22 protein-coding genes and 2 pseudogenes are annotated in these 26,769 nt (G+C 51.0%); 14 read left to right on the forward strand and 10 right to left on the reverse strand.

Annotated elements, in window-relative coordinates; genetic code table 11:
• Positions 1-177: 177 nt before the first annotated feature.
• The gene (ssb1, locus tag HUZ68_RS01295; protein ID WP_239594012.1) at positions 178-714 is read left to right on the forward strand and encodes a single-stranded DNA-binding protein SSB1; all 537 of its coding nucleotides are present in this window, start codon (positions 178-180) and stop codon (positions 712-714) included.
• 201 nt (positions 715-915) lie between these two features.
• Here the strand turns inward: ssb1 and HUZ68_RS01300 are convergent, their stop codons facing one another.
• Both HUZ68_RS01300 and HUZ68_RS01305 read right to left on the reverse strand, forming a co-directional pair.
• Positions 916-1,392, reverse strand: coding sequence for a hypothetical protein (locus HUZ68_RS01300; RefSeq protein ID WP_001121509.1), 477 nt, complete (start codon positions 1,390-1,392; stop codon positions 916-918).
• Positions 1,393-1,662: 270 nt separating this feature from the next.
• Positions 1,663-1,944: a YjcB family protein gene (locus HUZ68_RS01305; protein WP_001295689.1), complete on the reverse strand. Its 282-nt coding sequence runs from the start codon at positions 1,942-1,944 to the stop codon at positions 1,663-1,665.
• 428 nt (positions 1,945-2,372) lie between these two features.
• On the opposite strand from HUZ68_RS01305, the gene pdeC reads away from it, so the two are divergent.
• A complete protein-coding gene (gene pdeC, locus HUZ68_RS01310; RefSeq protein WP_033814906.1) occupies positions 2,373-3,959 on the forward strand; it encodes a c-di-GMP phosphodiesterase PdeC in 1,587 nt (528 codons plus the stop codon).
• 2 nt (positions 3,960-3,961) lie between these two features.
• Here pdeC and soxS read toward each other — a convergent pair whose 3' ends face one another.
• The gene (soxS, locus tag HUZ68_RS01315; protein ID WP_000019358.1) at positions 3,962-4,285 is read right to left on the reverse strand and encodes a superoxide response transcriptional regulator SoxS; all 324 of its coding nucleotides are present in this window, start codon (positions 4,283-4,285) and stop codon (positions 3,962-3,964) included.
• Positions 4,286-4,370: 85 nt separating this feature from the next.
• On the opposite strand from soxS, the gene soxR reads away from it, so the two are divergent.
• From soxR to HUZ68_RS01330, 3 genes are all read left to right on the forward strand, one after another.
• The gene (gene soxR, locus HUZ68_RS01320; protein ID WP_000412435.1) at positions 4,371-4,835 is read left to right on the forward strand and encodes a redox-sensitive transcriptional activator SoxR; all 465 of its coding nucleotides are present in this window, start codon (positions 4,371-4,373) and stop codon (positions 4,833-4,835) included.
• A 545-nt stretch (positions 4,836-5,380) separates the two neighbouring features.
• Entirely contained in the window at positions 5,381-6,730 is a 1,350-nt protein-coding gene (gene ghxP / locus HUZ68_RS01325; protein ID WP_000106882.1) for a guanine/hypoxanthine transporter GhxP, read from the forward strand.
• Positions 6,731-6,880: 150 nt separating this feature from the next.
• Positions 6,881-8,530, forward strand: a complete 1,650-nt coding sequence (locus HUZ68_RS01330; protein WP_000402207.1) for a Na+/H+ antiporter — start codon at positions 6,881-6,883, stop codon at positions 8,528-8,530.
• 153 nt (positions 8,531-8,683) lie between these two features.
• Here the strand turns inward: HUZ68_RS01330 and HUZ68_RS01335 are convergent.
• A pseudogene (locus tag HUZ68_RS01335) lies at positions 8,684-9,238 on the reverse strand (pentapeptide repeat-containing protein); the annotation flags it as partial.
• Positions 9,239-9,290: 52 nt separating this feature from the next.
• Between HUZ68_RS01335 and HUZ68_RS01340 the strand changes: the two are divergent.
• Positions 9,291-9,988 (forward strand): IS1-like element IS1B family transposase gene (locus HUZ68_RS01340; RefSeq protein WP_095033700.1). Its coding sequence is split into 2 segments (ribosomal slippage): positions 9,291-9,540 and positions 9,540-9,988, totalling 699 coding nucleotides; the frame shifts between segments, so codons are not numbered across the junction.
• A gap of 17 nt (positions 9,989-10,005) precedes the next feature.
• On the opposite strand, the pseudogene espX5 reads toward HUZ68_RS01340, so the two are convergent.
• The 4 genes and pseudogenes from espX5 to acs all read right to left on the reverse strand — a co-directional run.
• Positions 10,006-10,752 (reverse strand): annotated as a pseudogene (gene espX5, locus HUZ68_RS01345) (T3SS effector pentapeptide repeat protein EspX5); the annotation flags it as partial.
• 177 nt (positions 10,753-10,929) lie between these two features.
• A complete protein-coding gene (gene actP, locus HUZ68_RS01350) occupies positions 10,930-12,579 on the reverse strand; it encodes a cation/acetate symporter ActP (protein ID WP_000832550.1) in 1,650 nt (549 codons plus the stop codon).
• Entirely contained in the window at positions 12,576-12,890 is a 315-nt protein-coding gene (locus tag HUZ68_RS01355; protein ID WP_001296646.1) for a DUF485 domain-containing protein, read from the reverse strand. The genes actP and HUZ68_RS01355 overlap by 4 nt, the downstream gene beginning before the upstream one ends.
• A gap of 200 nt (positions 12,891-13,090) precedes the next feature.
• The gene (acs, locus tag HUZ68_RS01360; RefSeq protein WP_000078209.1) at positions 13,091-15,049 is read right to left on the reverse strand and encodes an acetate--CoA ligase; all 1,959 of its coding nucleotides are present in this window, start codon (positions 15,047-15,049) and stop codon (positions 13,091-13,093) included.
• Positions 15,050-15,441: 392 nt separating this feature from the next.
• Between acs and nrfA the strand changes: the two genes are divergently transcribed.
• From nrfA to gltP, 8 genes are all read left to right on the forward strand, one after another.
• Entirely contained in the window at positions 15,442-16,878 is a 1,437-nt protein-coding gene (nrfA, locus tag HUZ68_RS01365; protein WP_000196875.1) for an ammonia-forming nitrite reductase cytochrome c552 subunit, read from the forward strand.
• A 44-nt stretch (positions 16,879-16,922) separates the two neighbouring features.
• A complete protein-coding gene (nrfB, locus tag HUZ68_RS01370) occupies positions 16,923-17,489 on the forward strand; it encodes a cytochrome c nitrite reductase pentaheme subunit (RefSeq protein ID WP_001295391.1) in 567 nt (188 codons plus the stop codon).
• Positions 17,486-18,157 (forward strand): cytochrome c nitrite reductase Fe-S protein, encoded by a 672-nt coding sequence (gene nrfC, locus HUZ68_RS01375; RefSeq protein ID WP_000220281.1) that lies wholly within the window; start codon positions 17,486-17,488, stop codon positions 18,155-18,157. The genes nrfB and nrfC overlap by 4 nt, the downstream gene beginning before the upstream one ends.
• Positions 18,154-19,110, forward strand: a complete 957-nt coding sequence (gene nrfD / locus HUZ68_RS01380; RefSeq protein WP_000195171.1) for a cytochrome c nitrite reductase subunit NrfD — start codon at positions 18,154-18,156, stop codon at positions 19,108-19,110. Before nrfC ends, nrfD begins: the two co-directional genes overlap by 4 nt.
• 19 nt (positions 19,111-19,129) lie before the next feature.
• Positions 19,130-20,848: a heme lyase CcmF/NrfE family subunit gene (locus HUZ68_RS01385; protein ID WP_071828955.1), complete on the forward strand. Its 1,719-nt coding sequence runs from the start codon at positions 19,130-19,132 to the stop codon at positions 20,846-20,848.
• Complete coding sequence (gene nrfF / locus HUZ68_RS01390; RefSeq protein ID WP_000033490.1) at positions 20,841-21,224, forward strand: heme lyase NrfEFG subunit NrfF; 384 nt, start codon at positions 20,841-20,843, stop codon at positions 21,222-21,224. The genes HUZ68_RS01385 and nrfF overlap by 8 nt, the downstream gene beginning before the upstream one ends.
• Complete coding sequence (nrfG, locus tag HUZ68_RS01395; protein WP_000812982.1) at positions 21,221-21,817, forward strand: heme lyase NrfEFG subunit NrfG; 597 nt, start codon at positions 21,221-21,223, stop codon at positions 21,815-21,817. Before nrfF ends, nrfG begins: the two co-directional genes overlap by 4 nt.
• Positions 21,818-22,158: 341 nt before the next feature.
• Positions 22,159-23,472: a glutamate/aspartate:proton symporter GltP gene (gltP, locus tag HUZ68_RS01400; RefSeq protein WP_239594013.1), complete on the forward strand. Its 1,314-nt coding sequence runs from the start codon at positions 22,159-22,161 to the stop codon at positions 23,470-23,472.
• 302 nt (positions 23,473-23,774) lie between these two features.
• Here the strand turns inward: gltP and yjcO are convergent, their stop codons facing one another.
• Positions 23,775-24,464: a Sel1 family TPR-like repeat protein YjcO gene (yjcO, locus tag HUZ68_RS01405; protein WP_000719886.1), complete on the reverse strand. Its 690-nt coding sequence runs from the start codon at positions 24,462-24,464 to the stop codon at positions 23,775-23,777.
• 93 nt (positions 24,465-24,557) lie between these two features.
• Positions 24,558-26,705 (reverse strand): formate dehydrogenase subunit alpha, encoded by a 2,148-nt coding sequence (gene fdhF, locus HUZ68_RS01410; RefSeq protein WP_001300547.1) that lies wholly within the window; start codon positions 26,703-26,705, stop codon positions 24,558-24,560.
• Positions 26,706-26,769: the final 64 nt, after the last annotated feature.

Below are 26,769 nucleotides of genomic sequence, written 5' to 3' on the forward strand. Positions count from 1 at the left end.
AAATTGACCTGAATGAATATACAGTATTGGAATGCATTACCCGGAGTGTTGTGTAACAATGTCTGGCCAGGTTTGTTTCCCGGAACCGAGGTCACAACATAGTAAAAGCGCTATTGGTAATGGTACAATCGCGCGTTTACACTTATTCAGAACGATTTTTTTTCAGGAGACACGAACATGGCCAGCAGAGGCGTAAACAAGGTTATTCTCGTTGGTAATCTGGGTCAGGACCCGGAAGTACGCTACATGCCAAATGGTGGCGCAGTTGCCAACATTACGCTGGCTACTTCCGAATCCTGGCGTGATAAAGCGACCGGCGAGATGAAAGAGCAGACTGAATGGCACCGCGTTGTGCTGTTCGGCAAACTGGCAGAAGTGGCCAGCGAATATCTGCGTAAAGGTTCTCAGGTTTATATCGAAGGTCAGCTGCGTACCCGTAAATGGACCGAACAATCTGGTCAGGATCGCTACACCACAGAAGTTGTGGTGAACGTTGGCGGCACTATGCAGATGCTGGGTGGTCGTCAGGGTGGTGGCGCTCCTGCAGGTGGCAATATCGGTGGCGGTCAGCCGCAGGGTGGTTGGGGTCAGCCTCAGCAGCCGCAGGGTGGCAATCAGTTCAGCGGCGGCGCGCAGTCTCGCCCGCAGCAGTCCGCTCCGGCAGCGCCGTCTAACGAGCCGCCGATGGACTTTGATGACGATATTCCGTTCTAAGAATCTGCATCTTTTGTGTTGAGATCTCTCAACGCGAAACATATGCGTCCAGGAGTCGAAAATGAATTTCGGCTCCTGAAATATTCAAGGATTATTACTCTCATTAATTTATTATACCGGATTTTACAAAATATCTGATTTTGCAATTTGTACCGGTTTATATCTTCTATAATCTCTCTATTTCATGTTGCTCAACTTTGTTTAACTGTGTGGTAAGTTTCTAAGGTTTTCAACAACAATAGCCATGTTTAATTCTTCAGGCAGCACTCTTGTTTCACTCCATTTTTTTCCATGTAAGATATCGCCATGGTCTATATCAAAATGGGTTTCTTCTACAATGAGTGTTATTTTCGTGCATAGCCCATCTTGTCTGATGGATACAGTTTGGCGTAGATGTTCATTTTGAGAGATAAAATTTATATCTTTGGGGGTTCCATCAAGATTGGACTCGAAAGAGGTTATTTCTGCCATGAGTTTAGATAATTGCTCGGAATTAAACTCGACTTTTCCATTCGTCATGGTATTAATAAGGTCCTTTAAGAGGTTTTTAAAATCATCAATATTTGTATAATAAACTGCATTGAATTGAAATGGATTTGAATTGTATTTCTCCATTTTAACCCTGTCGCCATGATATTGTTCCATTTTTAATGTATTTGGACTAAATATTATCGGCACGATCTTCTCCTTGATAATTATTGAAAATATTACGGTGTCGTTAGGTAGTGCAATTTATTTCTTTTTATCCTAGCCTTACTCATATTTTTGAACTATCAAAAATTGCTCATTTGTATAAAATTCAGCAAGGGGGTGGCGAAGATAGTGAAGATGCTAAGCGTACAACACCTTCAAGCGTTGATTAAAAGAAAGTGCGATATGTGATGATAGGGCGGCCGAGGAAGCTATTCATCGACCGCTTGTGAAGGGATAAAAGTCAAGAAAGTGAAATCAGGTCAAAATCATTGGCCATTGTGGCGGTGTCTGATTCATCTCTTCTATCATCACCGACTCGATGTTGTGCCAGATAGCGGTGATGTCCGCCATTGTGATGCCAAGCAACCCCATAGCGAACCAACAGGCGGAAACCACGCCCAGACCGCTGCTGATCACTGCAAGTCCGACATAATCAGACCGACGAAAACGGATGTTGAGCGTGCTGGCCAGAAACATCATTACGGCACTAAGAAGTTGCCAGCGAAGAAGAACCACGCCAGTGGTGAGGGTAGCCATCAAACAATTCCTCTGAAAAGAGCCGATGCCCTGGACAGCGCGGCGTTGTTCACGGGAGGCGTGGTACACTCTGGCTATCGCGGGGCTTGCAGAACACAAAAATGAAACACTCTGTTTGTTTCATTAATTTTGTGAACTATATCACAATTGATTGTTTGTTAGCCATATTAGGACGTGACTTTTATTGCTGTACAGATTATGTGGTTTTTCAGTGGCATTAAGGGTATATCTTCCCGCCGCCTCTGTATTCCTGTAGAAAATTAATTTTGAATATCAATGAATTATTTTCATCCAGGTGACGATTACAAAGGTATCAATTTCAAATCAGGCAAAAGTGCTATTTATACCGTAAGATTTATCTAAAGACGTCGGTAGCCAGGGTTTCACCTTGCAATGGCCGGGTATAAACAGGCAGGAAATTGATAGCAATGAGTCATCGTGCACGACACCAATTACTGGCGTTGCCGGGCATTATCTTTTTAGTTCTCTTTCCCATCATTCTTTCGCTATGGATTGCCTTCCTTTGGGCAAAATCAGAAGTGAATAATCAGCTCCGAACCTTTGCTCAACTGGCACTGGATAAATCCGAGCTGGTCATTCGCCAGGCAGATTTAGTGAGCGATGCAGCAGAACGCTATCAGGGGCAAGTTTGCTCTCCAGCCCATCAAAAGCGAATGTTAAATATTATTCGTGGCTATCTTTATATTAATGAATTGATCTATGCCCGTGATAACCATTTTGTATGCTCATCACTGATAGCGCCTGTAAACGGCTATACGATTGCACCGGCCGATTATAAGCGTGAACCTAACGTTTCTATCTATTATTACCGCGATACGCCTTTTTTCTCTGGCTATAAAATGACCTATATGCAGCGGGGAAATTATGTGGCGGTTATCAACCCTCTCTTCTGGAGTGAAGTGATGTCTGATGACCCGACATTGCAATGGGGTGTGTATGATACGGTGACGAAAACCTTTTTCTCGTTAAGCAACGAGGCCTCGGCAGCAACGTTTTCTCCGCTGATTCATTTGAAGGATTTAACCGTACAAAGAAATGGCTATTTATATGCGACAGTTTATTCGACAAAACGCCCAATTGCAGCCATTGTTGCGACTTCATATCAACGTCTTATAGCCCATTTTTATAATCATCTTATTTTTGCGTTACCCGCCGGTATTTTGGGGAGTCTTGTTCTGCTATTACTCTGGCTACGTATTCGACAAAACTATTTGTCTCCCAAATGCAAATTGCAACGCGCCCTCGAAAAACATCAACTTTGCCTTTATTACCAGCCAATAATCGATATCAAAACAGAAAAATGTATCGGTGCTGAAGCGTTATTACGTTGGCCTGGTGAGCAGGGGCAAGTAATGAATCCGGCAGAGTTTATTCCGCTGGCAGAAAAGGAGGGGATGATCGAACAGGTAACTGATTATGTTATTGATAATGTCTTCCGCGATCTGGGCGCGTACTTGGCAACACATGCCGATCGCTATGTTTCTATTAACCTGTCGGCCTCCGATTTTCATACGTCACGGTTGATAGCGCGAACCAATCAGAAAACAGAGCAATACGCGGTGCGTCCACAGCAAATTAAATTTGAAGTGACTGAGCATGCATTTCTTGATGTCGAAAAAATGACGCCGATTATTCTGGCTTTCCGCCAGGCCGGTTACGAAGTGGCAATTGATGATTTTGGTATTGGCTACTCTAACTTGCATAACCTTAAATCATTGAATGTCGATATTTTGAAAATCGATAAATCGTTTGTTGAGACGCTGACCACCCATAAAACCAGTCATTTGATTGCTGAACATATCATCGAGCTGGCGCACAGCCTGGGGTTAAAAACGATCGCTGAAGGCGTCGAAACTGAGGAGCAGGTTAACTGGCTGCGCAAACGCGGTGTGCGCTATTGCCAGGGATGGTTCTTTGCGAAGGCGATGCCGCCGCAGGTGTTTATGCAATGGATGGAGCAATTACCCGCGCGGGAGTTAACGCGCGGGCAATAAAACTACAGGCGGTGGCGATAATCGCTGGGAGTGCGATCAAACTGCCGACGGAAAACGCGGGAGAAGGTCTGCTGCGAGACATAACCCAGGTCCATTGCGATATCAAAAATCGGACGCTCGGTGGTGCGCAACTCAACGGCGGCCAGTAACAGGCGGCGTTGGCGAATGTAATCGCCAAGCGTCTGATGCGTCACCGTGCGGAACATCCGTTGCAGGTACCACTTTGAATAGCCTGATTTTTTTGCGACGACATCAATGTTAAGCGGCTGGTCAATATGTTCGTCAATCCATGCAATAAGATCCTGAATAATTTTCTGATGGGACATAAATCTGCCTCTTTTCAGTGTTCAGTTCGTTAATTCATCTGTTGGGGAGTATAATTCCTCAAGTTAACTTGAGGTAAAGCGATTTATGGAAAAGAAATTACCCCGCATTAAAGCGCTGCTAACCCCCGGCGAAGTGGCGAAACGCAGCGGTGTGGCGGTATCGGCGCTGCATTTCTATGAAAGCAAAGGGTTGATTACCAGTGTCCGTAATAGCGGCAATCAGCGCCGATATAAACGTGATGTGTTGCGATATGTCGCAATTATCAAAATTGCTCAGCGTATTGGCATTCCGCTGGCGACCATTGGTGAAGCGTTTGGCGTGTTGCCCGAAGGGCATACGTTAAGTGCGAAAGAGTGGAAACAGCTTTCGTCCCAATGGCGAGAAGAGTTGGATCGGCGCATTCATACCTTAGTGGCGCTGCGTGACGAACTGGATGGATGTATTGGTTGTGGCTGCCTTTCGCGCAGTGATTGCCCGTTGCGTAACCCGGGCGACCGCTTAGGAGAAGAAGGTACCGGCGCACGCTTACTGGAAGATGAACAAAACTAAAGCGCCACAAGGGCGCTTTAGTTTGTTTTCCGGTCTTTGTCTTTCTCTCTATCCCGCTGGTACACAGGAGGGTTTCCCCCGACGTCAACACACCTCATTCGAGCACGTGGTGGAGGTTCCGGTTGGTGTTGATGCTTTAATTGTATGTCACCGACGTTTCTTCGCCAGTGTAAAAGTATACTTTTTAACCGCAATATTTTTGTCATCTCAGACGATTTTTTATCGCAATCCTGAACGGTATACGGCTCGATAACGCTGCAATCTTGCGCACCGACGATAACGTTTGCGCATCAATTGCCTGGTTTTTCATCGTCAAGACAATAAAAGAGAAAAAAGCAGCAAACTTCGGTTGAAAAAGCCGCTATGATCGCCGGATAATCGTTTGCTTTTTTTACCACCCGTTTTGTATGCGCGGAGCTAAACGTTTGCTTTTTTGCGACGCAGCAAATTGTCGCAAACCTGGAGCAGGAAGATAACGTTTCGCTGGCAGGGGATTGTCCGCCACGCATCTTGACGAAAATTAAATTCTCAGGGGATGTTTTCTTATGTCTACGCCATCAGCGCGTACCGGCGGTTCACTCGACGCCTGGTTTAAAATTTCACAACGTGGAAGCACTGTCCGTCAGGAAGTGGTTGCCGGGTTAACAACGTTTCTGGCGATGGTCTACTCGGTTATCGTCGTTCCAGGCATGTTGGGTAAAGCGGGCTTCCCGCCTGCGGCAGTTTTCGTTGCAACCTGTCTGGTTGCCGGACTCGGTTCTATCGTGATGGGTCTGTGGGCTAATCTGCCGTTGGCGATTGGTTGCGCCATCTCCCTGACGGCGTTTACCGCATTCAGCCTGGTGCTGGGGCAACATATTAGCGTACCTGTCGCGCTGGGTGCCGTGTTCCTGATGGGGGTGCTGTTTACGGTCATTTCTGCCACGGGTATCCGTAGCTGGATTTTGCGCAACTTGCCGCACGGTGTGGCGCACGGCACGGGGATCGGTATCGGTCTGTTCCTGCTGCTCATTGCCGCTAATGGTGTCGGTCTGGTGATTAAAAACCCGCTTGATGGTCTGCCCGTTGCGCTGGGTGATTTCGCGACCTTCCCGGTGATTATGTCACTGGTAGGTCTGGCGGTGATCATCGGCCTGGAAAAACTGAAAGTCCCTGGTGGCATTCTGCTGACCATTATCGGTATCTCAATTGTCGGTTTGATCTTCGATCCTAACGTCCATTTCTCCGGCGTTTTCGCCATGCCTTCATTGAGCGATGAAAACGGCAATTCACTGATTGGCAGCCTGGACATTATGGGCGCGCTGAATCCTGTAGTCCTGCCAAGCGTTCTGGCGCTGGTGATGACGGCAGTATTTGATGCCACCGGAACTATCCGCGCTGTCGCCGGCCAGGCGAACCTGCTGGATAAAGATGGGCAGATCATCGACGGCGGGAAAGCACTGACCACTGACTCCATGAGCAGCGTTTTCTCTGGCCTGGTGGGTGCAGCTCCGGCAGCGGTATACATCGAGTCTGCGGCAGGTACGGCGGCGGGCGGTAAAACCGGGTTGACGGCTATCACCGTTGGCGTGCTGTTCCTGCTGATTCTGTTCCTCTCTCCGCTTTCTTACCTCGTTCCGGGGTATGCAACGGCTCCGGCGCTGATGTACGTTGGCCTGCTGATGCTGAGCAACGTGGCGAAAATCGACTTTGCTGATTTTGTTGATGCGATGGCGGGTCTGGTTACGGCGGTATTCATCGTGCTGACCTGTAACATCGTAACAGGCATCATGATCGGCTTCGCGACTCTGGTGATTGGTCGTCTGGTTTCCGGTGAATGGCGCAAGTTGAACATCGGTACGGTCGTTATCGCCGTGGCGCTGGTGACCTTCTATGCGGGTGGCTGGGCTATCTAATCTTTCATCGGATTCTGAAAACGGGTGGCAATGGCTGCCCGTTTTTATTTTCTCCGCACATTGTGTGAGCTTTTGCGATATTCTGAAAAAATGAGAATTCAGGCATAACGTCTTTCTCAGATCATAAAAAACATCGCAAACAGGGAACGCATGGAAATCTTCTTCACCATACTGATAATGACCCTCGTGGTCTCGCTGTCCGGGGTGGTCACTCGTGTCATGCCCTTTCAGATCCCGCTTCCGCTTATGCAAATCGCCATCGGTGCGCTACTGGCGTGGCCGACGTTTGGTTTGCATGTGGAGTTTGATCCTGAACTCTTTTTAGTCTTGTTTATCCCGCCGTTGCTGTTCGCTGATGGCTGGAAAACGCCGACCCGTGAATTTCTCGAACATGGTCGAGAGATTTTCGGCCTCGCACTGGCGCTGGTGGTGGTCACCGTGGTCGGCATTGGCTTCCTTATTTACTGGGTGGTGCCGGGCATTCCGCTGATCCCCGCCTTTGCGCTGGCGGCGGTACTTTCTCCGACCGATGCTGTGGCGCTCTCCGGGATTGTTGGCGAAGGGCGCATCCCGAAAAAAATCATGGGCATTTTGCAGGGCGAAGCGTTGATGAATGACGCCTCCGGTCTGGTGTCGTTGAAGTTTGCCGTAGCAGTGGCGATGGGGACGATGATCTTCACCGTCGGCGGTGCGACGGTCGAATTTATGAAAGTAGCCATTGGCGGTATTCTTGCCGGTTTTGTTGTGAGCTGGCTGTATGGTCGCTCGCTGCGATTCCTCAGCCGCTGGGGCGGTGATGAACCCGCGACGCAGATTGTTCTGCTGTTCTTGCTGCCATTCGCTTCTTATCTGATTGCCGAACATATTGGCGTTTCCGGCATCCTCGCTGCGGTTGCCGCCGGGATGACCATCACCCGCTCCGGTGTGATGCGCCGTGCGCCACTGGCAATGCGCCTGCGCGCAAACAGCACCTGGGCGATGCTGGAATTTGTTTTTAACGGCATGGTGTTCCTGCTGTTAGGTCTGCAGCTACCGGGTATTCTGGAGACGTCGCTGATGGCAGCAGAAATCGACCCTAACGTCGAAATCTGGATGCTGTTTACCGATATTATTCTGATATATGCGGCGCTGATGCTGGTCCGTTTCGGCTGGCTGTGGACGATGAAAAAGTTCAGCAACCGCTTCCTGAAGAAGAAGCCGATGGAGTTTGGTTCGTGGACCACACGAGAAATCCTGATCGCGTCTTTCGCCGGGGTGCGTGGGGCGATCACTCTGGCCGGTGTGCTCTCTATCCCGCTGCTCTTGCCGGATGGTAACGTCTTCCCGGCGCGCTATGAGCTGGTGTTTCTGGCGGCTGGTGTCATTCTCTTCTCGCTGTTTGTCGGCGTGGTGATGTTGCCTATTCTGCTACAACACATTGAAGTCGCGGACCATTCGCAACAATTGAAAGAGGAACGTATTGCGCGAGCGGCAACGGCAGAAGTGGCGATTGTGGCGATCCAGAAAATGGAGGAGCGTCTGGCGGCGGATACCGAAGAGAATATCGATAACCAGCTGCTTACGGAGGTCAGTTCTCGCGTCATTGGTAATCTGCGTCGTCGCGCCGATGGACGTAACGACGTTGAAAGTTCTGTGCAGGAAGAGAACCTTGAGCGTCGCTTCCGTCTGGCGGCATTGCGTTCTGAACGTGCTGAACTGTACCACCTGCGCGCCACGCGGGAGATCAGCAACGAAACGCTGCAAAAATTACTGCACGATCTCGATTTGCTTGAAGCGTTGTTGATTGAGGAAAATCAGTAAGCCGAAAGCGACGTAACCAGGCCCGAGGTAATTTGAAAAAGGTGCAATCTTTTGCACCTTTAACAGGTTAGCTCGGGCTAACATTCATGATTCTAAAACAAATAAGTTATCTCTCTTGTAAAGTCAATTCATTGGCTGTTCTCCGACTTAACCTCAATCTGCGTGTTGCATAATATCTGCAGTAATCTTCATAGCGACTGCATGAATATTATCCTCAGTTTGTGACATGCCAGTATGAGAGGTACAATCTTCTTCAAAGAATTTCTGTAGTGTTACCAGGGTATCACTATCAATGGGGATATTTTCCTCCCCACGGAGAATGGAAATGCCCATTCCCTGGACGCTAGCCTCATCGAAATTAACACGATAGAGACGGATATTAAACATCCAGGCTTTTGTTAAAACAGAACAGTTGAAATGGCAATTGCTTAAATTGGCATTGTTAAAATTAACATTAGCCATATTAGAGCCGGTACATATAACCATTTCGAGGAACGTATTTGTTAACCGCGTAAAAAAGAGTTTGCTATCAATTAAGTTTATATTCTGGAGGGTTGCTTTATTCAGGTTGACACGAGACAGATCAGCATGTTCAAAGTTAATTAAATCAAGTTTAGAGAAGCTAAGGTCGGCTCTAAATAAATTAATATATGGCGCTATTACTTTATAAAGATTTACCTCAGCCATGTATGCCATATAAAAATTGGTGATGCTGCCAACTTACTGATTTAGTGTATGATGGTGTTTTTGAGGTGCTCCAGTGGCTTCTGTTTCTATCAGCTGTCCCTCCTGTTCAGCTACTGACGGGGTGGTGCGTAACGGCAAAAGCACCGCCGGACATCAGCGCTATCTCTGCTCTCACTGCCGTAAAACATGGCAACTGCAGTTCACTTACACCGCTTCTCAACCCGGTACGCACCAGAAAATCATTGATATGGCCATGAATGGCGTTGGATGCCGGGCAACCGCCCGCATTATGGGCGTTGGCCTCAACACGATTTTCCGCCATTTAAAAAACTCAGGCCGCAGTCGGTAACCTCGCGCATACAGCCGGGCAGTGACGTCATCGTCTGCGCGGAAATGGACGAACAGTGGGGATACGTCGGGGCTAAATCGCGCCAGCGCTGGCTGTTTTACGCGTATGACAGGCTCCGGAAGACGGTTGTTGCGCACGTATTCGGTGAACGCACTATGGCGACGCTGGGGCGTCTTATGAGCCTGCTGTCACCCTTTGACGTGGTGATATGGATGACGGATGGCTGGCCGCTGTATGAATCCCGCCTGAAGGGAAAGCTGCACGTAATCAGCAAGCGATATACGCAGCGAATTGAGCGGCATAACCTGAATCTGAGGCAGCACCTGGCACGGCTGGGACGGAAGTCGCTGTCGTTCTCAAAATCGGTGGAGCTGCATGACAAAGTCATCGGGCATTATCTGAACATAAAACACTATCAATAAGTTGGAGTCATTACCTAAAAATTTGAATAATCAAGGAAGGTATTTTTAATATTGGCTCTATTCATTGTTGCATTGTAGAATTGAACATGCATAGCGGAGCATGAATTTAGAGTTCCGTCAGTCATTTTTATCTGAGCGAAATTTGAGTCATCGAGAATACAATTATCAAAAAGTATTTTTTCCATTATGGCGAAATTAAAATTCGTTTTATACATATTACAGTCCTGGAAAATAGCGTTTTGTAGTCTGCAACCTGCAAAATTCGAATTGGATAAATCTTCATCTTTAATCACGATACCTTTCAGGCTAAGGTGTGAAAAATCGTAACCACCGTTTACTGTCTGTGGGATTTCGATAGTATTATTATGGACGGTGACATTATTTATAAAATATACCACCTTAATTGACACTTCCTTATCTTTATTAAGATAAACTCTTCTCGTAATTCTATCGTCACATTTATTATTTGCATATGAAGCTATATCTATAAAATATTTATGTATTTTCCTGTCCGTTTCTTTCGTGATTTTTCCTGATGGTAAACTATCATAAATTCTTTTCATTTTCTGAATCAAGCCTATCACTTTTTCATGATCATCCATTTTGAAAAGAGAGAGGGCTTTATTGTCAATTAACGTGTTTTTATGATGTTTGCTGTAATTATCTGATTTTGTTTTCTTTGTATGTGATGGACTTGTGACAGAGTGGTTATCGTTAATCAGGCAAAGAGGGAAAAACATATTATTTAAACCATTATAGCGCATAAAATATCCTTATAATTAACAAGAAAGAAAAGGCATATTCTCTGCATTATCATTTTCTACGACTGTCAAAAATCGCTCATTTTTTAATGAGTTTATTTGTTTAATATTATGGGAAAAGGTGATGCATTTGGGAGAGGAAGAGTATTCCCCGGTCAGACGACCGGGGAAGGGGAGAGATTAATGCGCGCGGCCTTGCTCAACGCCAAAGCCGGTCTGGGAGCGGATAAACTGCGCGCGGAACAGTTCACGCTCACGCGCGCCTTCCGCTGAGTTATCGGTTGCCGAGAAGAACCAGATGCCGAGGAATGCCACGCTGATAGAGAACAGCGCCGGGTATTCATACGGGAAGATGGCTTTTTCGTGACCGAGGATCTGTACCCAAATCGTCGGGCCGAGGATCATCAGTACCACTGCGGTAATCAGCCCCAGCCAGCCACCCATCATCGCGCCACGCGTGGTCAGTTTCGACCAGTACATAGAAAGCAGAATGATCGGGAAGTTACAGCTCGCCGCGATGGCAAACGCCAGCCCCACCATAAAGGCGATGTTCTGATTCTCAAACAGCACGCCGAGGATAATCGCAATCACGCCGAGGATCAGTACGGTGATTTTTGATACCCGCAGCTCTTCACGTTCGGTCGCACCTTTTTTGAAGACGTTAGCGTACAGGTCATGCGAAACCGCGGATGCGCCTGCCAGCGTCAGACCCGCAACCACCGCGAGGATAGTGGCGAAAGCAACCGCTGAAATAAAACCGAGGAACAGGTTGCCGCCCACTGCATTCGCCAGGTGAACGGCCGCCATGTTGTTACCACCAATCAGATGGCCCGCCGCGTCTTTATATTCCGGATTTGCACCGACCAGCATGATCGCGCCAAAGCCGATAATAAAGGTCAGGATATAGAAGTAGCCCATAAACCCGGTGGCGTAGAACACGCTCTTACGTGCTTCGCGGGCATCGCTGACCGTAAAGAAGCGCATCAGAATGTGCGGCAAGCCAGCCGTACCAAACATCAATCCAAGCCCCAGCGACAGCGCGGAGATCGGATCTTTCACCAGCCCTCCCGGCTTCATGATGTCGACACCTTTCGGGTGTACCGCCATCGCTTCGCTGAACAGATTGTTGAAGCTAAAGCCGACGTGTTTCATCACCATAAAGGCCATAAAGCTGGCACCGAACAGCAACAGCACAGCTTTGATAATTTGTACCCAGGTGGTCGCCAGCATGCCGCCGAACAGGACGTACATCATCATCAGCACGCCGACCAGCACCACTGCAATGTGATAGTTAAGGCCAAACAGCAGCTCGATCAGTTTACCTGCGCCCACCATCTGGGCGATAAGGTAAAGCGCCACCACCACCAGAGAACCACAGGCCGAAAGAATACGAATCGGCCCTTGTTTCAGACGATAAGAGGCTACATCGGCAAAGGTGTAACGCCCCAGGTTACGCAGACGTTCGGCAATCAGGAACAAAATGATCGGCCAGCCCACCAGGAAGCCCAGCGAGTAAATTAAGCCGTCATAGCCGGAGGTAAACACCAGTGCGGAGATCCCCAAAAATGAGGCGGCGGACATATAGTCACCGGCAATCGCCAGCCCGTTCTGAAAACCGGTGATATTGCCGCCTGCGGTGTAATAGTCATTACGCGAACGTACGCGTTTTGACGCCCAGTAGGTAATGCCGAGCGTAAACACGACGAAAATCAGGAACATAATAATCGCCTGCCAGTTCGTTGGCTGGCGCTCTACGGCCCCGCTAATAGCATCCGCGGCGTTAGCTGCGAAAGGGAGTGTGGCGGCAAGCGCCGTCAGAACTCTTTTCATGATGCTTGTACCTCATGCAGGACTTCATTATTAAGACGGTCGAATTCGCCGTTCGCCCGCCAGATGTAGATACCAGTGAGAACAAAGGAGATCACTATTACCCCAACACCGACTGGAATACCGCGTGTGACGCTGGTGTTCGGATTCAGCGGGGTGCCCAGCCAGCCGGGCGCGAAGGCGATCAGTAAAATAAAGCCGATATAAACTGCCAGCATAATAATCGACAGGATGGTGGCAAACCGTTGCCGTTTTTCGACTAACTCCCTGAAATGCGCATTGTCTTCTATCCGCTGATAAATCGTACCATTCATCACAGATTCTCCAGAGGTAATGTAGGGATTGTTTTAATTCCCGCTCCCTTATGGGAGAAGGTTAACGCTCGGGTAACCCTTGCCGAATGTAGGCCGGATAAGGCGTTATACGCCGCATCCGGCAATCAATGCCTGATGCGACGCTGTCGCGTCTTATCAGGCCTACAAACCGTTACCGACTCGCATCCGGCAATTGTGGGTTACGATGGCATCGCGATAGCCTGCTTCTCTTCAAGCAGCTTCTCGACTACGCCAGGATCGGCAAGCGTCGAGGTATCGCCCAGGTTGCTGGTATCGCCCGCCGCAATTTTGCGCAGAATGCGGCGCATAATTTTGCCGGAGCGGGTTTTAGGCAGGGAGTCGGTCCAGTGCAGCACGTCTGGCGTCGCCAGCGGGCCAATCTCTTTACGCACCCAGTTGCGGACTTCTGCGTACAGTTCTGGTGACGGTTCCTCCCCGTGATTAAGCGTGACGTAGGCGTAGATCGCCTGACCTTTAATATTGTGCGGAATACCTACTACGGCGGCTTCGGCAATCTTCGGATGCGCCACCAGCGCCGACTCAATCTCCGCCGTCCCCAGACGGTGACCGGAGACGTTCAGCACGTCGTCCACGCGCCCGGTTATCCAGTAATAGCCATCTTCATCGCGACGCGCGCCGTCGCCGCTGAAATACATATTTTTGAAGGTGGAGAAATAGGTCTGCTCAAAACGTTCGTGATCGCCAAACAGCGTACGCGCCTGACCCGGCCAGGAGTCGGTGATCACCAGGCTACCTTCGGTAGCCCCTTCCAGCGGGTTACCTTCGTTATCGACCAGCGCCGGTTGCACGCCGAAGAACGGACGTGTTGCCGAACCGGCTTTCAGCTCGGTAGCGCCAGGTAGCGGGGTGATCATGAAACCGCCGGTTTCGGTCTGCCACCAGGTATCGACCACCGGACATTTCTCGTTGCCGATTTTTTTCCAGTACCACTCCCACGCTTCCGGGTTAATTGGCTCGCCCACGGAACCGAGAATGCGCAGCGACGAACGGTCGGTGCCTTCGATCGCTTTATCGCCTTCCGCCATCAGCGCGCGAATCGCCGTGGGCGCGGTATAGAGAATATTGACCTGATGCTTGTCCACCACCTGTGCCATACGGGCAGGCGTCGGCCAGTTCGGTACGCCTTCAAACATCAGCGTGGTCGCGCCGCAGGCCAGCGGGCCGTACAGCAAATAACTGTGTCCGGTCACCCAGCCCACATCGGCGGTGCACCAGTAGATATCGCCCGGATGATAATCAAAGACATATTTAAAGGTCAGCGCCGCGTACACCAGATAACCGCCGGTAGTGTGCAGTACGCCTTTTGGTTTTCCGGTAGAACCGGAGGTATAGAGAATAAACAGCGGATCTTCGGCGTTCATCTCTTCCGCCTGGTGCTGATCGCTGGCTTGCTCAACCAGGTCGTGCCACCACAGGTCGCGCCCTTCCTGCCAGTCAATTTTCCCGCCAGTACGCTTCAGTACCACCACATGCTCTACGCTGGTGACGTTCGGGTTTTTTAGTGCGTCATCAACGTTTTTCTTCAGCGGAATACTACGCCCGGCGCGCACGCCTTCGTCGGAAGTGATCACCAGTCGTGAGTTGGAATCGATAATGCGCCCGGCAACCGCTTCCGGCGAGAAGCCACCGAAAATTACCGAATGCACCGCGCCAATACGGGCGCAGGCCAGCATCGCAACCGCGGCTTCCGGCACCATCGGCATATAAATCGCCACCACATCACCTTTTTTAATGCCCAGCTCGAGCAGGGTATTGGCGAAGCGGCAGACGTCGCGGTGCAGCTCTTTATAGCTGATATGTTTGCTCTGGCTGGCGTCGTCGCCTTCCCAGATGATGGCGGTACGATCGCCGTTTTCTTGCAGATGGCGGTCAAGGCAGTTTGCCGCCAGATTCAGCGTGCCGTCCTCGTACCATTTAATGGACACATTACCGGGGGCAAAGGAGGTGTTTTTCACCTTCTGGTACGGTTTGATCCAGTCGAGAATTTTTCCCTGTTCGCCCCAGAAGGTATCAGGTGCGTTAATAGATTGTTGATACATCGCCTCGTACTGCTGAGGGTTTATCAGGCAACGGTCTGCGATGTTGGCAGGAATGGTGTGTTTGTGAATTTGACTCATGCTTTTGTTCTCCTTGTAGGATGTTAATAATATGTGGCATAAGCGTTAAATGTAGGGGTATTGGCAGTTTTGTTTAGTATTTGGGCGACAGATCACGCAAAAGTAGAATTGTGCAAATAAACGGCAGGGTAATTTTTGAAGGTCAGCAACAAAAGTTGATTAATTCTTTGAGGAACATGCAGTTATGCATGCTGTTGAAAAAGAGGAAGATACTGACTAACTCTAAAGTGGTATTTTACATGCACTTACAATTGATTAAAGACAACATTCACAGTGTGGTTATTTGTTACACATAGGGGCGAGCAATGTCATGACAGTGTAGGTGCGGTTACTGTCGTGAAAAACAATAAAAACCGCCATTGCAACAATGGCGCAATTCGGATGAAGCCCCTATGACAAGGATAAAAATAAACGCACGCCGTATCTTCAGCTTATTGATTCCTTTTTTCTTTTTCACTTCTGTTCACGCTGAACAAACGGCTGCTCCCGCAAAACCTGTAACTGTGGAAGCGAAGAATGAAACCTTTGCCCCGCAGCATCCCGATCAATATCTCTCCTGGAAAGCCACCTCGGAACAGTCAGAGCGTGTTGACGCCCTGGCGGAAGATCCACGGCTGGTGATCCTGTGGGCGGGGTATCCCTTCTCGCGCGATTACAACAAGCCGCGTGGACATGCCTTTGCTGTGACCGATGTGCGTGAAACCCTGCGTACCGGTGCGCCGAAAAACGCTGAAGATGGTCCGCTACCGATGGCGTGCTGGAGTTGTAAAAGCCCGGATGTGGCGCGTCTGATCCAGAAAGACGGCGAAGATGGCTACTTCCACGGTAAATGGGCGCGCGGCGGCCCGGAAATCGTCAACAACTTAGGTTGTGCCGATTGCCATAACACCGCCTCTCCAGAGTTCGCCAAAGGCAAACCGGAGTTAACCCTTTCCCGTCCGTATGCGGCTCGCGCGATGGAAGCCATTGGTAAACCTTTTGAGAAAGCCGGACGTTTCGACCAGCAATCGATGGTTTGCGGTCAGTGCCATGTGGAGTATTACTTCGACGGCAAAAACAAAGCGGTTAAATTCCCGTGGGATGACGGCATGAAAGTCGAAAATATGGAGCAGTATTACGACAAAATTGCCTTCTCTGACTGGACTAACTCCCTGTCGAAAACGCCAATGCTGAAAGCGCAGCACCCGGAATATGAAACCTGGACAGCGGGCATTCACGGTAAAAACAACGTGACCTGTATCGACTGCCATATGCCAAAAGTGCAGAACGCCGAAGGCAAACTCTACACCGACCATAAAATTGGTAATCCGTTTGATAACTTCGCCCAGACTTGTGCGAACTGCCATACCCAGGACAAAGCTGCCTTGCAAAAAGTGGTTGCGGAACGTAAGCAGTCGATTAACGACCTGAAAATCAAGGTTGAAGATCAACTGGTTCACGCTCACTTCGAAGCGAAAGCGGCGCTGGACGCAGGTGCGACGGAAGCCGAAATGAAGCCGATTCAGGACGATATCCGTCATGCCCAGTGGCGTTGGGATCTGGCGATTGCTTCCCACGGCATTCATATGCACGCACCGGAAGAAGGTCTGAGGATGCTCGGTACTGCGATGGATAAAGCGGCGGATGCACGCACCAAACTGGCGCGCCTGCTGGCGACCAAAGGCATCACCCATGAAATCCAGATCCCGGATATCTCGACCAAAGAGAAAGCCCAGCAGGCCATTGGCCTGAACATGGAACAAATCAAGGCCGAGAAGCAGGACTTCATCAAAACGGTGATCCCGCAGTGGGAAGAGCAGGCACGTAAAAACGGTCTGTTAAGCCAATAACCCCGTTCCGCCTCGCAAGGGGCGGAAAACACAATGGAGTGAATATGAGCGTATTACGTTCGTTATTAACTGCCGGGGTGCTGGCGTCGGGCCTGTTGTGGAGCCTGAACGGAATTACCGCTACCCCTGCGGCGCAGGCATCTGATGATCGCTACGAAGTTACCCAGCAGCGTAACCCGGATGCCGCCTGTCTGGACTGTCATAAGCCAGATACCGAAGGTATGCATGGCAAACATGCTTCCGTTATCAACCCGAATAACAAACTGCCGGTCACCTGCACCAACTGTCACGGCCAGCCATCACCGCAACACCGCGAAGGGGTGAAAGATGTGATGCGCTTTAACGAGCCGATGTACAAGGTTGGAGAGCAGAACAGCGTCTGTATGTCCTGCCATCTGCCGGAACAGTTGCAAAAAGCGTTCTGGCCGCACGATGTCCACGTAACCAAAGTGGCGTGCGCCAGCTGCCATTCCCTGCATCCACAGCAAGATACGATGCAGACGTTAAGTGACAAAGGACGGATTAAGATTTGCGTCGATTGCCACAGCGATCAGCGCACCAATCCGAACTTTAACCCGGCGTCTGTTCCGTTGCTTAAGGAGCAGCCATGACCTGGTCTCGTCGCCAGTTTCTCACCGGCGTCGGCGTGCTGGCAGCCGTCAGCGGCACCGCAGGACGCGTGGTGGCGAAAACGTTGAATATCAATGGGGTGCGTTACGGCATGGTGCATGACGAGTCGTTATGCATCGGCTGTACCGCCTGTATGGATGCTTGTCGGGAAGTGAACAAGGTGCCGGAAGGCGTCTCGCGCCTGACGATTATTCGTAGCGAGCCGCAGGGCGAATTTCCTGATGTGAAATATCGCTTCTTCCGTAAGTCTTGCCAGCACTGCGATCATGCGCCGTGCGTTGACGTCTGCCCGACCGGTGCGTCTTTTCGTGATGCCGCTAGCGGGATTGTCGATGTTAATCCTGATCTCTGCGTCGGTTGTCAGTACTGCATCGCCGCCTGTCCGTACCGCGTGCGCTTTATCCATCCGGTCACGAAGACGGCGGACAAATGCGATTTCTGCCGTAAGACCAATTTGCAGGCCGGTAAGCTGCCCGCGTGCGTTGAGGCTTGCCCGACGAAGGCGCTGACGTTTGGCAATCTGGACGATCCTAACAGTGAGATTTCGCAACTGCTGCGCCAGAAGCCTACTTACCGCTACAAGCTGGCGCTGGGAACCAAACCGAAGCTGTACCGCGTACCGTTTAAATACGGGGAGGTGAGCCAATGACGCAGACTTCCGCATTTCATTTTGAATCGCTGGTGTGGGACTGGCCGATTGCCATCTACCTGTTTTTGATTGGTATTTCTGCTGGTTTGGTGACGCTGGCTGTGCTGTTACGTCGCTTCTACCCGCAGGCGGGCGGTGCAGACAGCACGTTGCTGCGCACCACGCTGATTGTCGGACCTGGCGCGGTGATCCTCGGTCTGTTGATCCTCGTCTTCCACCTGACAAGACCGTGGACCTTCTGGAAGCTGATGTTCCACTACAGTTTTACCTCGGTGATGTCGATGGGGGTGATGCTGTTTCAGCTTTACATGGTGGTGCTGGTGCTGTGGCTGGCGAAAATCTTTGAACATGATTTGCTTGCCCTGCAACAACGCTGGTTGCCGAAGCTGGGGATCGTGCAAAAGGTTCTGAGCCTGCTGACGCCCGTTCATCGCGGACTGGAAACATTGATGCTGGTGCTGGCGGTGTTGTTGGGGGCTTATACCGGTTTTCTGCTGTCGGCGCTGAAATCGTATCCGTTCCTTAATAACCCGATCCTGCCGGTGCTGTTCCTCTTCTCCGGCATCTCGTCCGGTGCGGCGGTGGCACTGATCGCCATGGCGATACGCCAACGCAGTAACCCGCATTCCACGGAAGCGCAGTTTGTACACCGTATGGAAATCCCCGTGGTATGGGGTGAAATCTTCCTGCTGGTGGCGTTTTTTGTCGGTCTGGCCTTGGGCGATGACGGTAAAGTGCGTGCGCTGGTGGCGGCATTGGGCGGCGGTTTCTGGACGTGGTGGTTCTGGCTTGGTGTCGCCGGGCTGGGGCTGATTGTGCCAATGTTGCTCAAACCGTGGGTCAATCGCAGTTCCGGCATTCCTGCCGTGCTGGCGGCGTGTGGAGCCAGCCTGGTCGGCGTGTTGATGTTGCGCTTTTTCATTCTCTACGCCGGGCAGTTAACGGTGGCGTAAGCCAGAACAGAGGTGGTTTCTGGACGTATTCCTTCCTGAAGTCGGTTTTCTGGCGCTGTTGTTAAGTCTCGGGGTCAACGTGTTGACCCCGTTGACGGCCTTTGCGGGAGTGCGGTTGCGCTGGCCTGCCATGATGCGACTCACTTGCATCGGCATTCTGGCACAGTTCGCGCTCCTGCTGCTCGCCTTTGGCGTACTGACGTATTGTTTTCTCATCAGCGATTTCTCGGTCATTTATGTCGCCCAACATAGCTACAGCCTGCTGTCGTGGGAACTCAAACTGGCGGCGGTGTGGGGCGGTCATGAAGGTTCGCTGCTGCTTTGGGTGCTGCTGCTTTCCGCCTGGAGCGCGCTGTTTGCCTGGCAATATCGGCAGCAAACCGATCCGCTATTTCCGCTGACGCTAGCCGTTTTATCTCTCATGCTCGCCGCACTGCTACTGTTTGTAGTGCTGTGGTCCGATCCCTTCGTGCGGATATTTCCACCAGCAATCGAAGGCCGCGATCTCAATCCGATGCTGCAACATCCCGGTCTTATCTTTCATCCACCGCTGCTTTACCTTGGCTATGGCGGTTTGATGGTAGCGGCGAGCGTGGTGCTGGCGAGTCTACTGCGCGGCGAGTTTGATGGTGCCTGCGCCCGAATTTGCTGGCGCTGGGCGTTACCTGGCTGGAGTGCATTAACAGCGGGGATCATCCTCGGTTCCTGGTGGGCCTATTGCGAACTGGGCTGGGGCGGCTGGTGGTTCTGGGATCCGGTGGAAAACGCCTCTTTACTACCCTGGCTTTCTGCCACTGCGTTGCTGCACAGTTTATCCCTGACACGCCAGCGGGGGATTTTCCGCCACTGGTCGCTGTTACTGGCGATAGTTACTCTGATGCTGTCGCTGCTGGGCACCTTAATTGTCCGTTCTGGCATTCTGGTTTCGGTTCATGCGTTCGCGCTGGATAACGTCCGCGCCGTGCCGTTGTTCAGTCTGTTTGTACTGATTAGCCTTGCGTCTCTGGCTCTGTATGGCTGGCGAGCGCGGGACGGTGGCCCGGCGGTGCGTTTTTCGGGGTTATCGCGGGAAATGTTAATCCTCGCTACGCTGTTGCTGTTTTGCGCAGTGCTACTGATCGTGCTGGTGGGAACGCTTTATCCGATGATTTACGGCCTGCTGGGCTGGGGACGCCTCTCCGTTGGCGCACCGTATTTTAACCGCGCGACGTTACCGTTTGGTCTGTTGATGTTGGTGGTGATTGTGCTGGCGACGTTTGTCTCTGGTAAACGCGCGCAGCTTCCGGCGCTGCTGGCGCATGCGGGCGTGCTGTTATTTGCCGCAGGGATCGTTGTCTCCAGCGTCAGCCGTCAGGAGATCAGCCTGAATTTACAGCCGGGCCAGCAGGTGATGCTGGCAGGATACACCTTCCGTTTTGAGCGCCTCGATCTGCAAGCCAAAGGCAATTACACCAGCGAAAAAGCGATAGTGGCGCTGTTTGACCATCAGCAACGCATTGATGAATTAACGCCGGAGCGGCGTTTTTACGAAGCTCGTCGTCAGCAAATGATGGAACCGTCAATTCGCTGGAACGGCATCCATGATTGGTATGCGGTCATGGGTGAAAAAACCGGAGCGGATCGTTACGCTTTTCGTTTGTATGTACAAAGCGGTGTGCGCTGGATCTGGGGGGGAGGATTGTTGATGATTGCAGGCGCATTATTAAGCGGATGGCGGGGGAGGAAGCGCGATGAGTAAAGGACTTCTCACGCTACTGCTGTTATTTACCTGTTTTGCGCGCGCTCAGGTTGTAGACACCTGGCAATTCGCCAATCCGCAACAACAGCAACAGGCGTTAAATATTGCCAGCCAGTTACGTTGTCCGCAGTGCCAGAATCAAAACTTACTGGAATCCAACGCGCCGGTGGCAGTCAGTATGCGCCATCAGGTTTACAGCATGGTGGCGGAGGGGAAAAGTGAAGTCGAAATCATTGGCTGGATGACCGAACGCTACGGAGATTTTGTTCGCTATAACCCACCGTTAACGGGTCAGACGCTGGTGTTGTGGGCGCTGCCAGTGGTGTTGTTACTGCTGATGGCACTGATCCTCTGGCGAGTGAGGGCGAAGCGATGAAACAGCCTCAAATACCGGTGAAAATGCTGACAACACTCACGATATTGATGGTATTCCTCTGTGTCGGCAGTTATCTGTTAAGCCCAAAATGGCAGGCGGTACGTGCGGAGTATCAGCGTCAGCGCGATCCGCTACATCAGTTTGCCAGCCAGCAAACCCCGGAAGCGCAGCTTCAGGCATTGCAGGATAAAATCCGCGCTAATCCACAAAACAGCGAACAGTGGGCGTTACTGGGCGAGTACTATCTGTGGCAAAACGATTACAGCAATTCGCTGCTGGCGTACCGTCAGGCGTTGCAACTACGTGGTGAGAACGCTGAACTGTATGCGGCGCTGGCGACGGTGCTTTATTACCAGGCCAGCCAGCATATGACCGCCCAGACTCGCGCAATGATCGACAAAGCCCTCGCGCTGGACTCTAACGAAATCACCGCTCTGATGCTGCTGGCTTCCGATGCGTTTATGCAGGCGAATTACGCGCAAGCCATCGAACTATGGCAAAAAGTGATGGATCTCAACTCACCCCGGATCAACCGGACACAGCTGGTCGAGTCGATTAATATGGCGAAACTGTTGCAGCGGAGATCGGATTAATCATCTGGTGATGAAGATTATGTTATTGAGCTGCATAAAAAATAATCGAATGAACATATGCCAAAAATAATCACCAATCAGTATTATTGCAGATTAAACAAATAAAAATCTTTCCATAACAAATGGTTATTCATTAATCCTGCCATAAACTCGCGTTATTATGCATTAATGCAGCGAAAAGCTCTGTTGTTAAAGGGTTGCGCAACATACCGCGCAAATGATACTGATCATAAGCGTTAAAAAAATCTACAAACCAACGCAACACAATTCATGCCCTGGCAGTATGTCACGTTCTCGCGTTTCTGAACGGGGAACGGCGCTCCATTGAGGAAGTTATTCTGATGAAAAATATAAAATTCAGCCTGGCCTGGCAGATTCTGTTTGCTATGGTGCTGGGCATTCTCCTGGGAAGCTACCTGCACTACCATAGCGACAGCCGCGACTGGCTGGTCGTCAATTTGCTCTCTCCGGCGGGTGATATCTTCATCCATCTGATCAAAATGATTGTTGTGCCGATTGTGATCTCCACGCTGGTGGTGGGTATCGCGGGTGTTGGTGATGCCAAACAGCTCGGGCGTATTGGCGCGAAAACCATTATCTACTTCGAGGTGATCACCACCGTCGCCATCATTTTGGGGATCACTCTGGCGAACGTCTTCCAGCCCGGTGCCGGGGTGGATATGTCGCAGTTGGCGACCGTCGATATCTCGAAATATCAGAGCACTACGGAAGCGGTACAAAGCAGTTCCCACGGCATTATGGGCACGATTTTGTCGCTGGTGCCGACGAACATTGTGGCGTCGATGGCGAAAGGCGAAATGCTGCCGATCATCTTCTTCTCGGTGCTGTTTGGTCTGGGGCTTTCCTCCCTGCCCGCGACGCATCGTGAACCGCTGGTGACCGTGTTCCGCTCCATCTCTGAAACCATGTTTAAAGTGACTCACATGGTGATGCGTTATGCGCCGGTGGGTGTGTTTGCGCTGATTGCGGTGACGGTGGCTAACTTTGGTTTCTCTTCTCTGTGGCCACTGGCGAAACTGGTGCTGCTGGTGCATTTCGCCATTCTGTTCTTCGCGCTGGTAGTGCTGGGAATTGTGGCGCGCCTGTGCGGGTTAAGCGTCTGGATCCTGATTCGTATTCTGAAAGATGAGCTGATTCTGGCGTACTCCACTGCCAGCTCTGAAAGCGTACTGCCGCGAATTATTGAGAAGATGGAAGCCTACGGAGCACCGGCGTCGATCACCAGCTTCGTGGTGCCGACCGGTTACTCTTTTAACCTTGATGGTTCGACGCTGTATCAAAGTATTGCCGCTATTTTCATCGCTCAGTTGTATGGCATTGATTTGTCCATCTGGCAGGAAATCATTCTGGTGCTGACGCTGATGGTGACCTCGAAAGGGATTGCTGGCGTGCCGGGCGTGTCGTTTGTGGTGTTGCTGGCAACGCTGGGTAGCGTAGGTATTCCGCTGGAAGGTCTGGCGTTTATTGCCGGTGTTGACCGTATCCTCGACATGGCGCGTACTGCGCTGAACGTGGTGGGTAATGCGCTGGCGGTGCTGGTGATTGCCAAGTGGGAACACAAATTTGACCGCAAAAAGGCGCTGGCTTATGAGCGTGAAGTGCTGGGCAAAATTGATAAAACTGCGGATCAATAATTGAAGATTGCCGGGGTTATCCCCCGGCAATGTGTGGATGCCTGATGCGACGCTGGTGCGTCTTATCAGGCCTACGTCAGACAGCGCAATAGCCTGATTTAGCGTGATTTTGTAGGTCGGATAAGGCGTTTACGCCGCATCCGACATCAACGCCTGATGCGACGCTTGCCGCGTCTTATCAGGCCTACGTCAGACAGCGCAATAGCCTGATTTAGCGTGATTTTGTAGGTCGGATAAGGCGTTTACGCCGCATCCGACATCAACGCCTGATGCGACGCTTAACGCGTCTTATCAGGCCTACCTTAACCGTTAGTTAATTTTTCAAACTCTTCACACCCGGTATCAAACCCTTCCATACAGCTCAGGTTCAACCAGTGCAGCGCCTTTTGTTTATTCTTCTCGATAAAACCTTCTTCACCGTTTAAGAACATCATTCCCGCCCAGTACTCGGAATAACCGGTTCGGGAAATTGCAGAGCTGCGTTTGAAATACCAGGTTGCCTTGTCATCGTCGGCCTTAATGCCCACGCCGTTGGCGTAAATCAAACCAAGCAGCATTTGGGCATCGACGGCGGAGTCATTCTCCAGATCTTCCGAGGCGTTTTCTAACAGCGAAATCGCCTTTGGATAATCCGGTTTGCCCGCTTGAGTATTTACCAGAATATGCGCCAGCGTTACTTCACCTTCTTTACTGCCCGCTTGCGCCGCTTTCTCTGCAAGAACTTTTGCTTGTGGATAGTCCAGACTGACCGGATTGGTGATTTTGATCTGCGCCAGCAGCGCGCAGGCATCAGCATCACCGCTGTCGGCGGCTTTCTGTGCCCAATATTCGGCTTTGCTCAAATCGCCGGAGCTAAACCAGCTGTCGGCAAGAAAATATTGTGCGCGTCGGTCCCCGGCCTCTGCTGCCTTTAAATACTGGCTGCCAGGCTCGGAGTCGTTGGCGTGGGCAAAGAATGTCAAAAACAACATCAATGCGATAATTTTTTTCATTTTGATAATACGATTGGGTAGGGAGTAACCAGTATAAAGAGTTCGAATGGATAAAAAAACAGCCTCCGAAAGGAGGCTGTAGAAAGGACTGTATTACGCCAGTGCCGCTTCGCGCAGGCGAGTTTTCAACTTGTTGTACTCGTCAATCACGTACTGCTCGGCGGCACGCTGATCGGCGATCGGCTCGACGCGCACGGCGCAGTATTTGTATTCCGGCGTTTTCGTAATCGGGCTTAAGTTTTCGGTAACCAGCTCGTTACAGGCACCAATCCACCACTGGTAGGTCATGTAAATCGCCCCTTTGTTCGGACGATCGCTGACCTGCGCACGGGTGATAATTTTGCCTTTACGCGAGTGCACCCAAACCAATGCCTCATCTTCAATACCCAGACGTTTGGCGTCTTCGGTATTGATTTGTGCGTAGCCAGGTTCATCCGCCAGCGCCGCCAGTGCCGCACAGTTACCGGTCATCGAACGGCAAGAGTAGTGACCAACTTCACGCACCGTTGACAGTACCATCGGGTACTCGTCGGTGAGTTTGTCGATTGGCGCTACCCAGTCGCAGGTGAAGAACTGCGCCAGACCGTTCGGGGTATCAAACTTCTCTTTAAACAGATAAGAAGTCCCCTGATCGGCATCTGAAGTATCGCGGCAAGGCCACTGAATGAAGCCCAGTTCGCCCATTTTCTCGTAAGTCGCACCGTAGAAATCCGGGCACAGATGACGCAACTCATCCCAGATCTCCTGGGTGTTGTTGTAGTGCATCGGATAACCCATACGGGTGGCGATTTCACTGATGATTTGCCAGTCCGTTTTCAGATCCCATTTCGGTTCAACCGCCTTGAAGAAACGCTGGAAGCCACGGTCAGCCGCAGTAAACACGCCTTCATGCTCGCCCCACGACGTTGACGGTAAAATAACATCCGCCGCCGACGCGGTTTTGGTCATAAAGATGTCCTGAACGATGACCAGTTCCAGATCTTCAAAGGCTTTACGTACTGCCGACAGCTCCGCGTCAGTTTGTAGCGGATCTTCGCCCATAATGTACGCGGCACGCACTTCGCCATGCGCTGCGCGGTGCGGCAGCTCGCTGATGCGATAACCGGTATGAGCAGGCAGGCTTTCCACGCCCCAGGCTTTGGCGAATTTCTCGCGGTTAGCCGGATCTTTCACGTACTGGTATCCCGGATACGTATCCGGCAGCGCGCCCATATCGCAGGCACCCTGCACGTTGTTCTGACCACGAACCGGGTTTACACCCGCATGCGGCTTACCGAGGTTACCGGTCAGCATCGCGAGGCTGGTCAGAGAACGCACGGTTTCCACGCCCTGGTAGAACTGGGTTACACCCATGCCCCACAGGATGGCGGCGCTTTTCGCCTGGGCATACATCCGTGCCGCCTGACGAATCTCACTGGCGCTGACGCCGGTGATATCTTCAACCGACTCCGGCGTGTAGCCTTCAACGATTTTACGATACTCTTCAAAGCCTTCTGTACGGGAAGCGACGAACGCTTTGTCGTACAGATTTTCTTCAATAATGACATGGCCCATCGCATTCAACAGCGCGATGTTCGAGCCGTTTTTCAGTGCAATGTGCATGTCAGCAATGCGCGCGGTTTCAATTTTGCGCGGATCGCAGACGATAATTTTCGCCCCGTTACGTTTAGCGTTAATTACGTGATTCGCCACGATTGGGTGGGAATCCGCCGGGTTGTACCCGAAAACGAACACTAAATCGGTATTATCAATTTCGTTAATAGCATTGCTCATTGCGCCATTACCGACCGATTGGTGCAGACCTGCAACCGATGGGCCGTGTCAGACACGAGCGCAGCAGTCAACGTTATTGGTACCAATAACGGCGCGCGCAAATTTTTGCATTACATAGTTGGTTTCGTTACCCGTACCACGCGAGGAGCCGGTCGTCTGGATGGCATCCGGACCGTACTTCTCTTTGATGGCGCTCAGGCGCTCGGCAACGTAATTCAGTGCCTCATCCCAGGAAACAGGTTCGAGTTTGCCGCCACGCTGGCGACGGATCATGGGGGTTTTCAGGCGCGGGGTCAGGATCTGGGTATCGTTAATGAAATCCCAGCCATAATAACCCTTCAGACACAGGGTACCCTGGTTGGTTTTCCCCTGCGCTGCCTCCGCCCGGACGATTTTGCCGTTATCGACGACCAGGTTGATTTTGCAACCTGATGCGCAATAGGGGCAAACCGTGACGACTTTTTTCATCGGTCTCGCTCCAGTTAATCAAATCACGCATACGCGCTCTCGACTACAGTATGCATCTTTTATG

This window comes from Shigella dysenteriae (assembly GCF_022354085.1).
Classification (GTDB): Bacteria; Pseudomonadota; Gammaproteobacteria; order Enterobacterales; family Enterobacteriaceae; genus Escherichia; species Escherichia coli.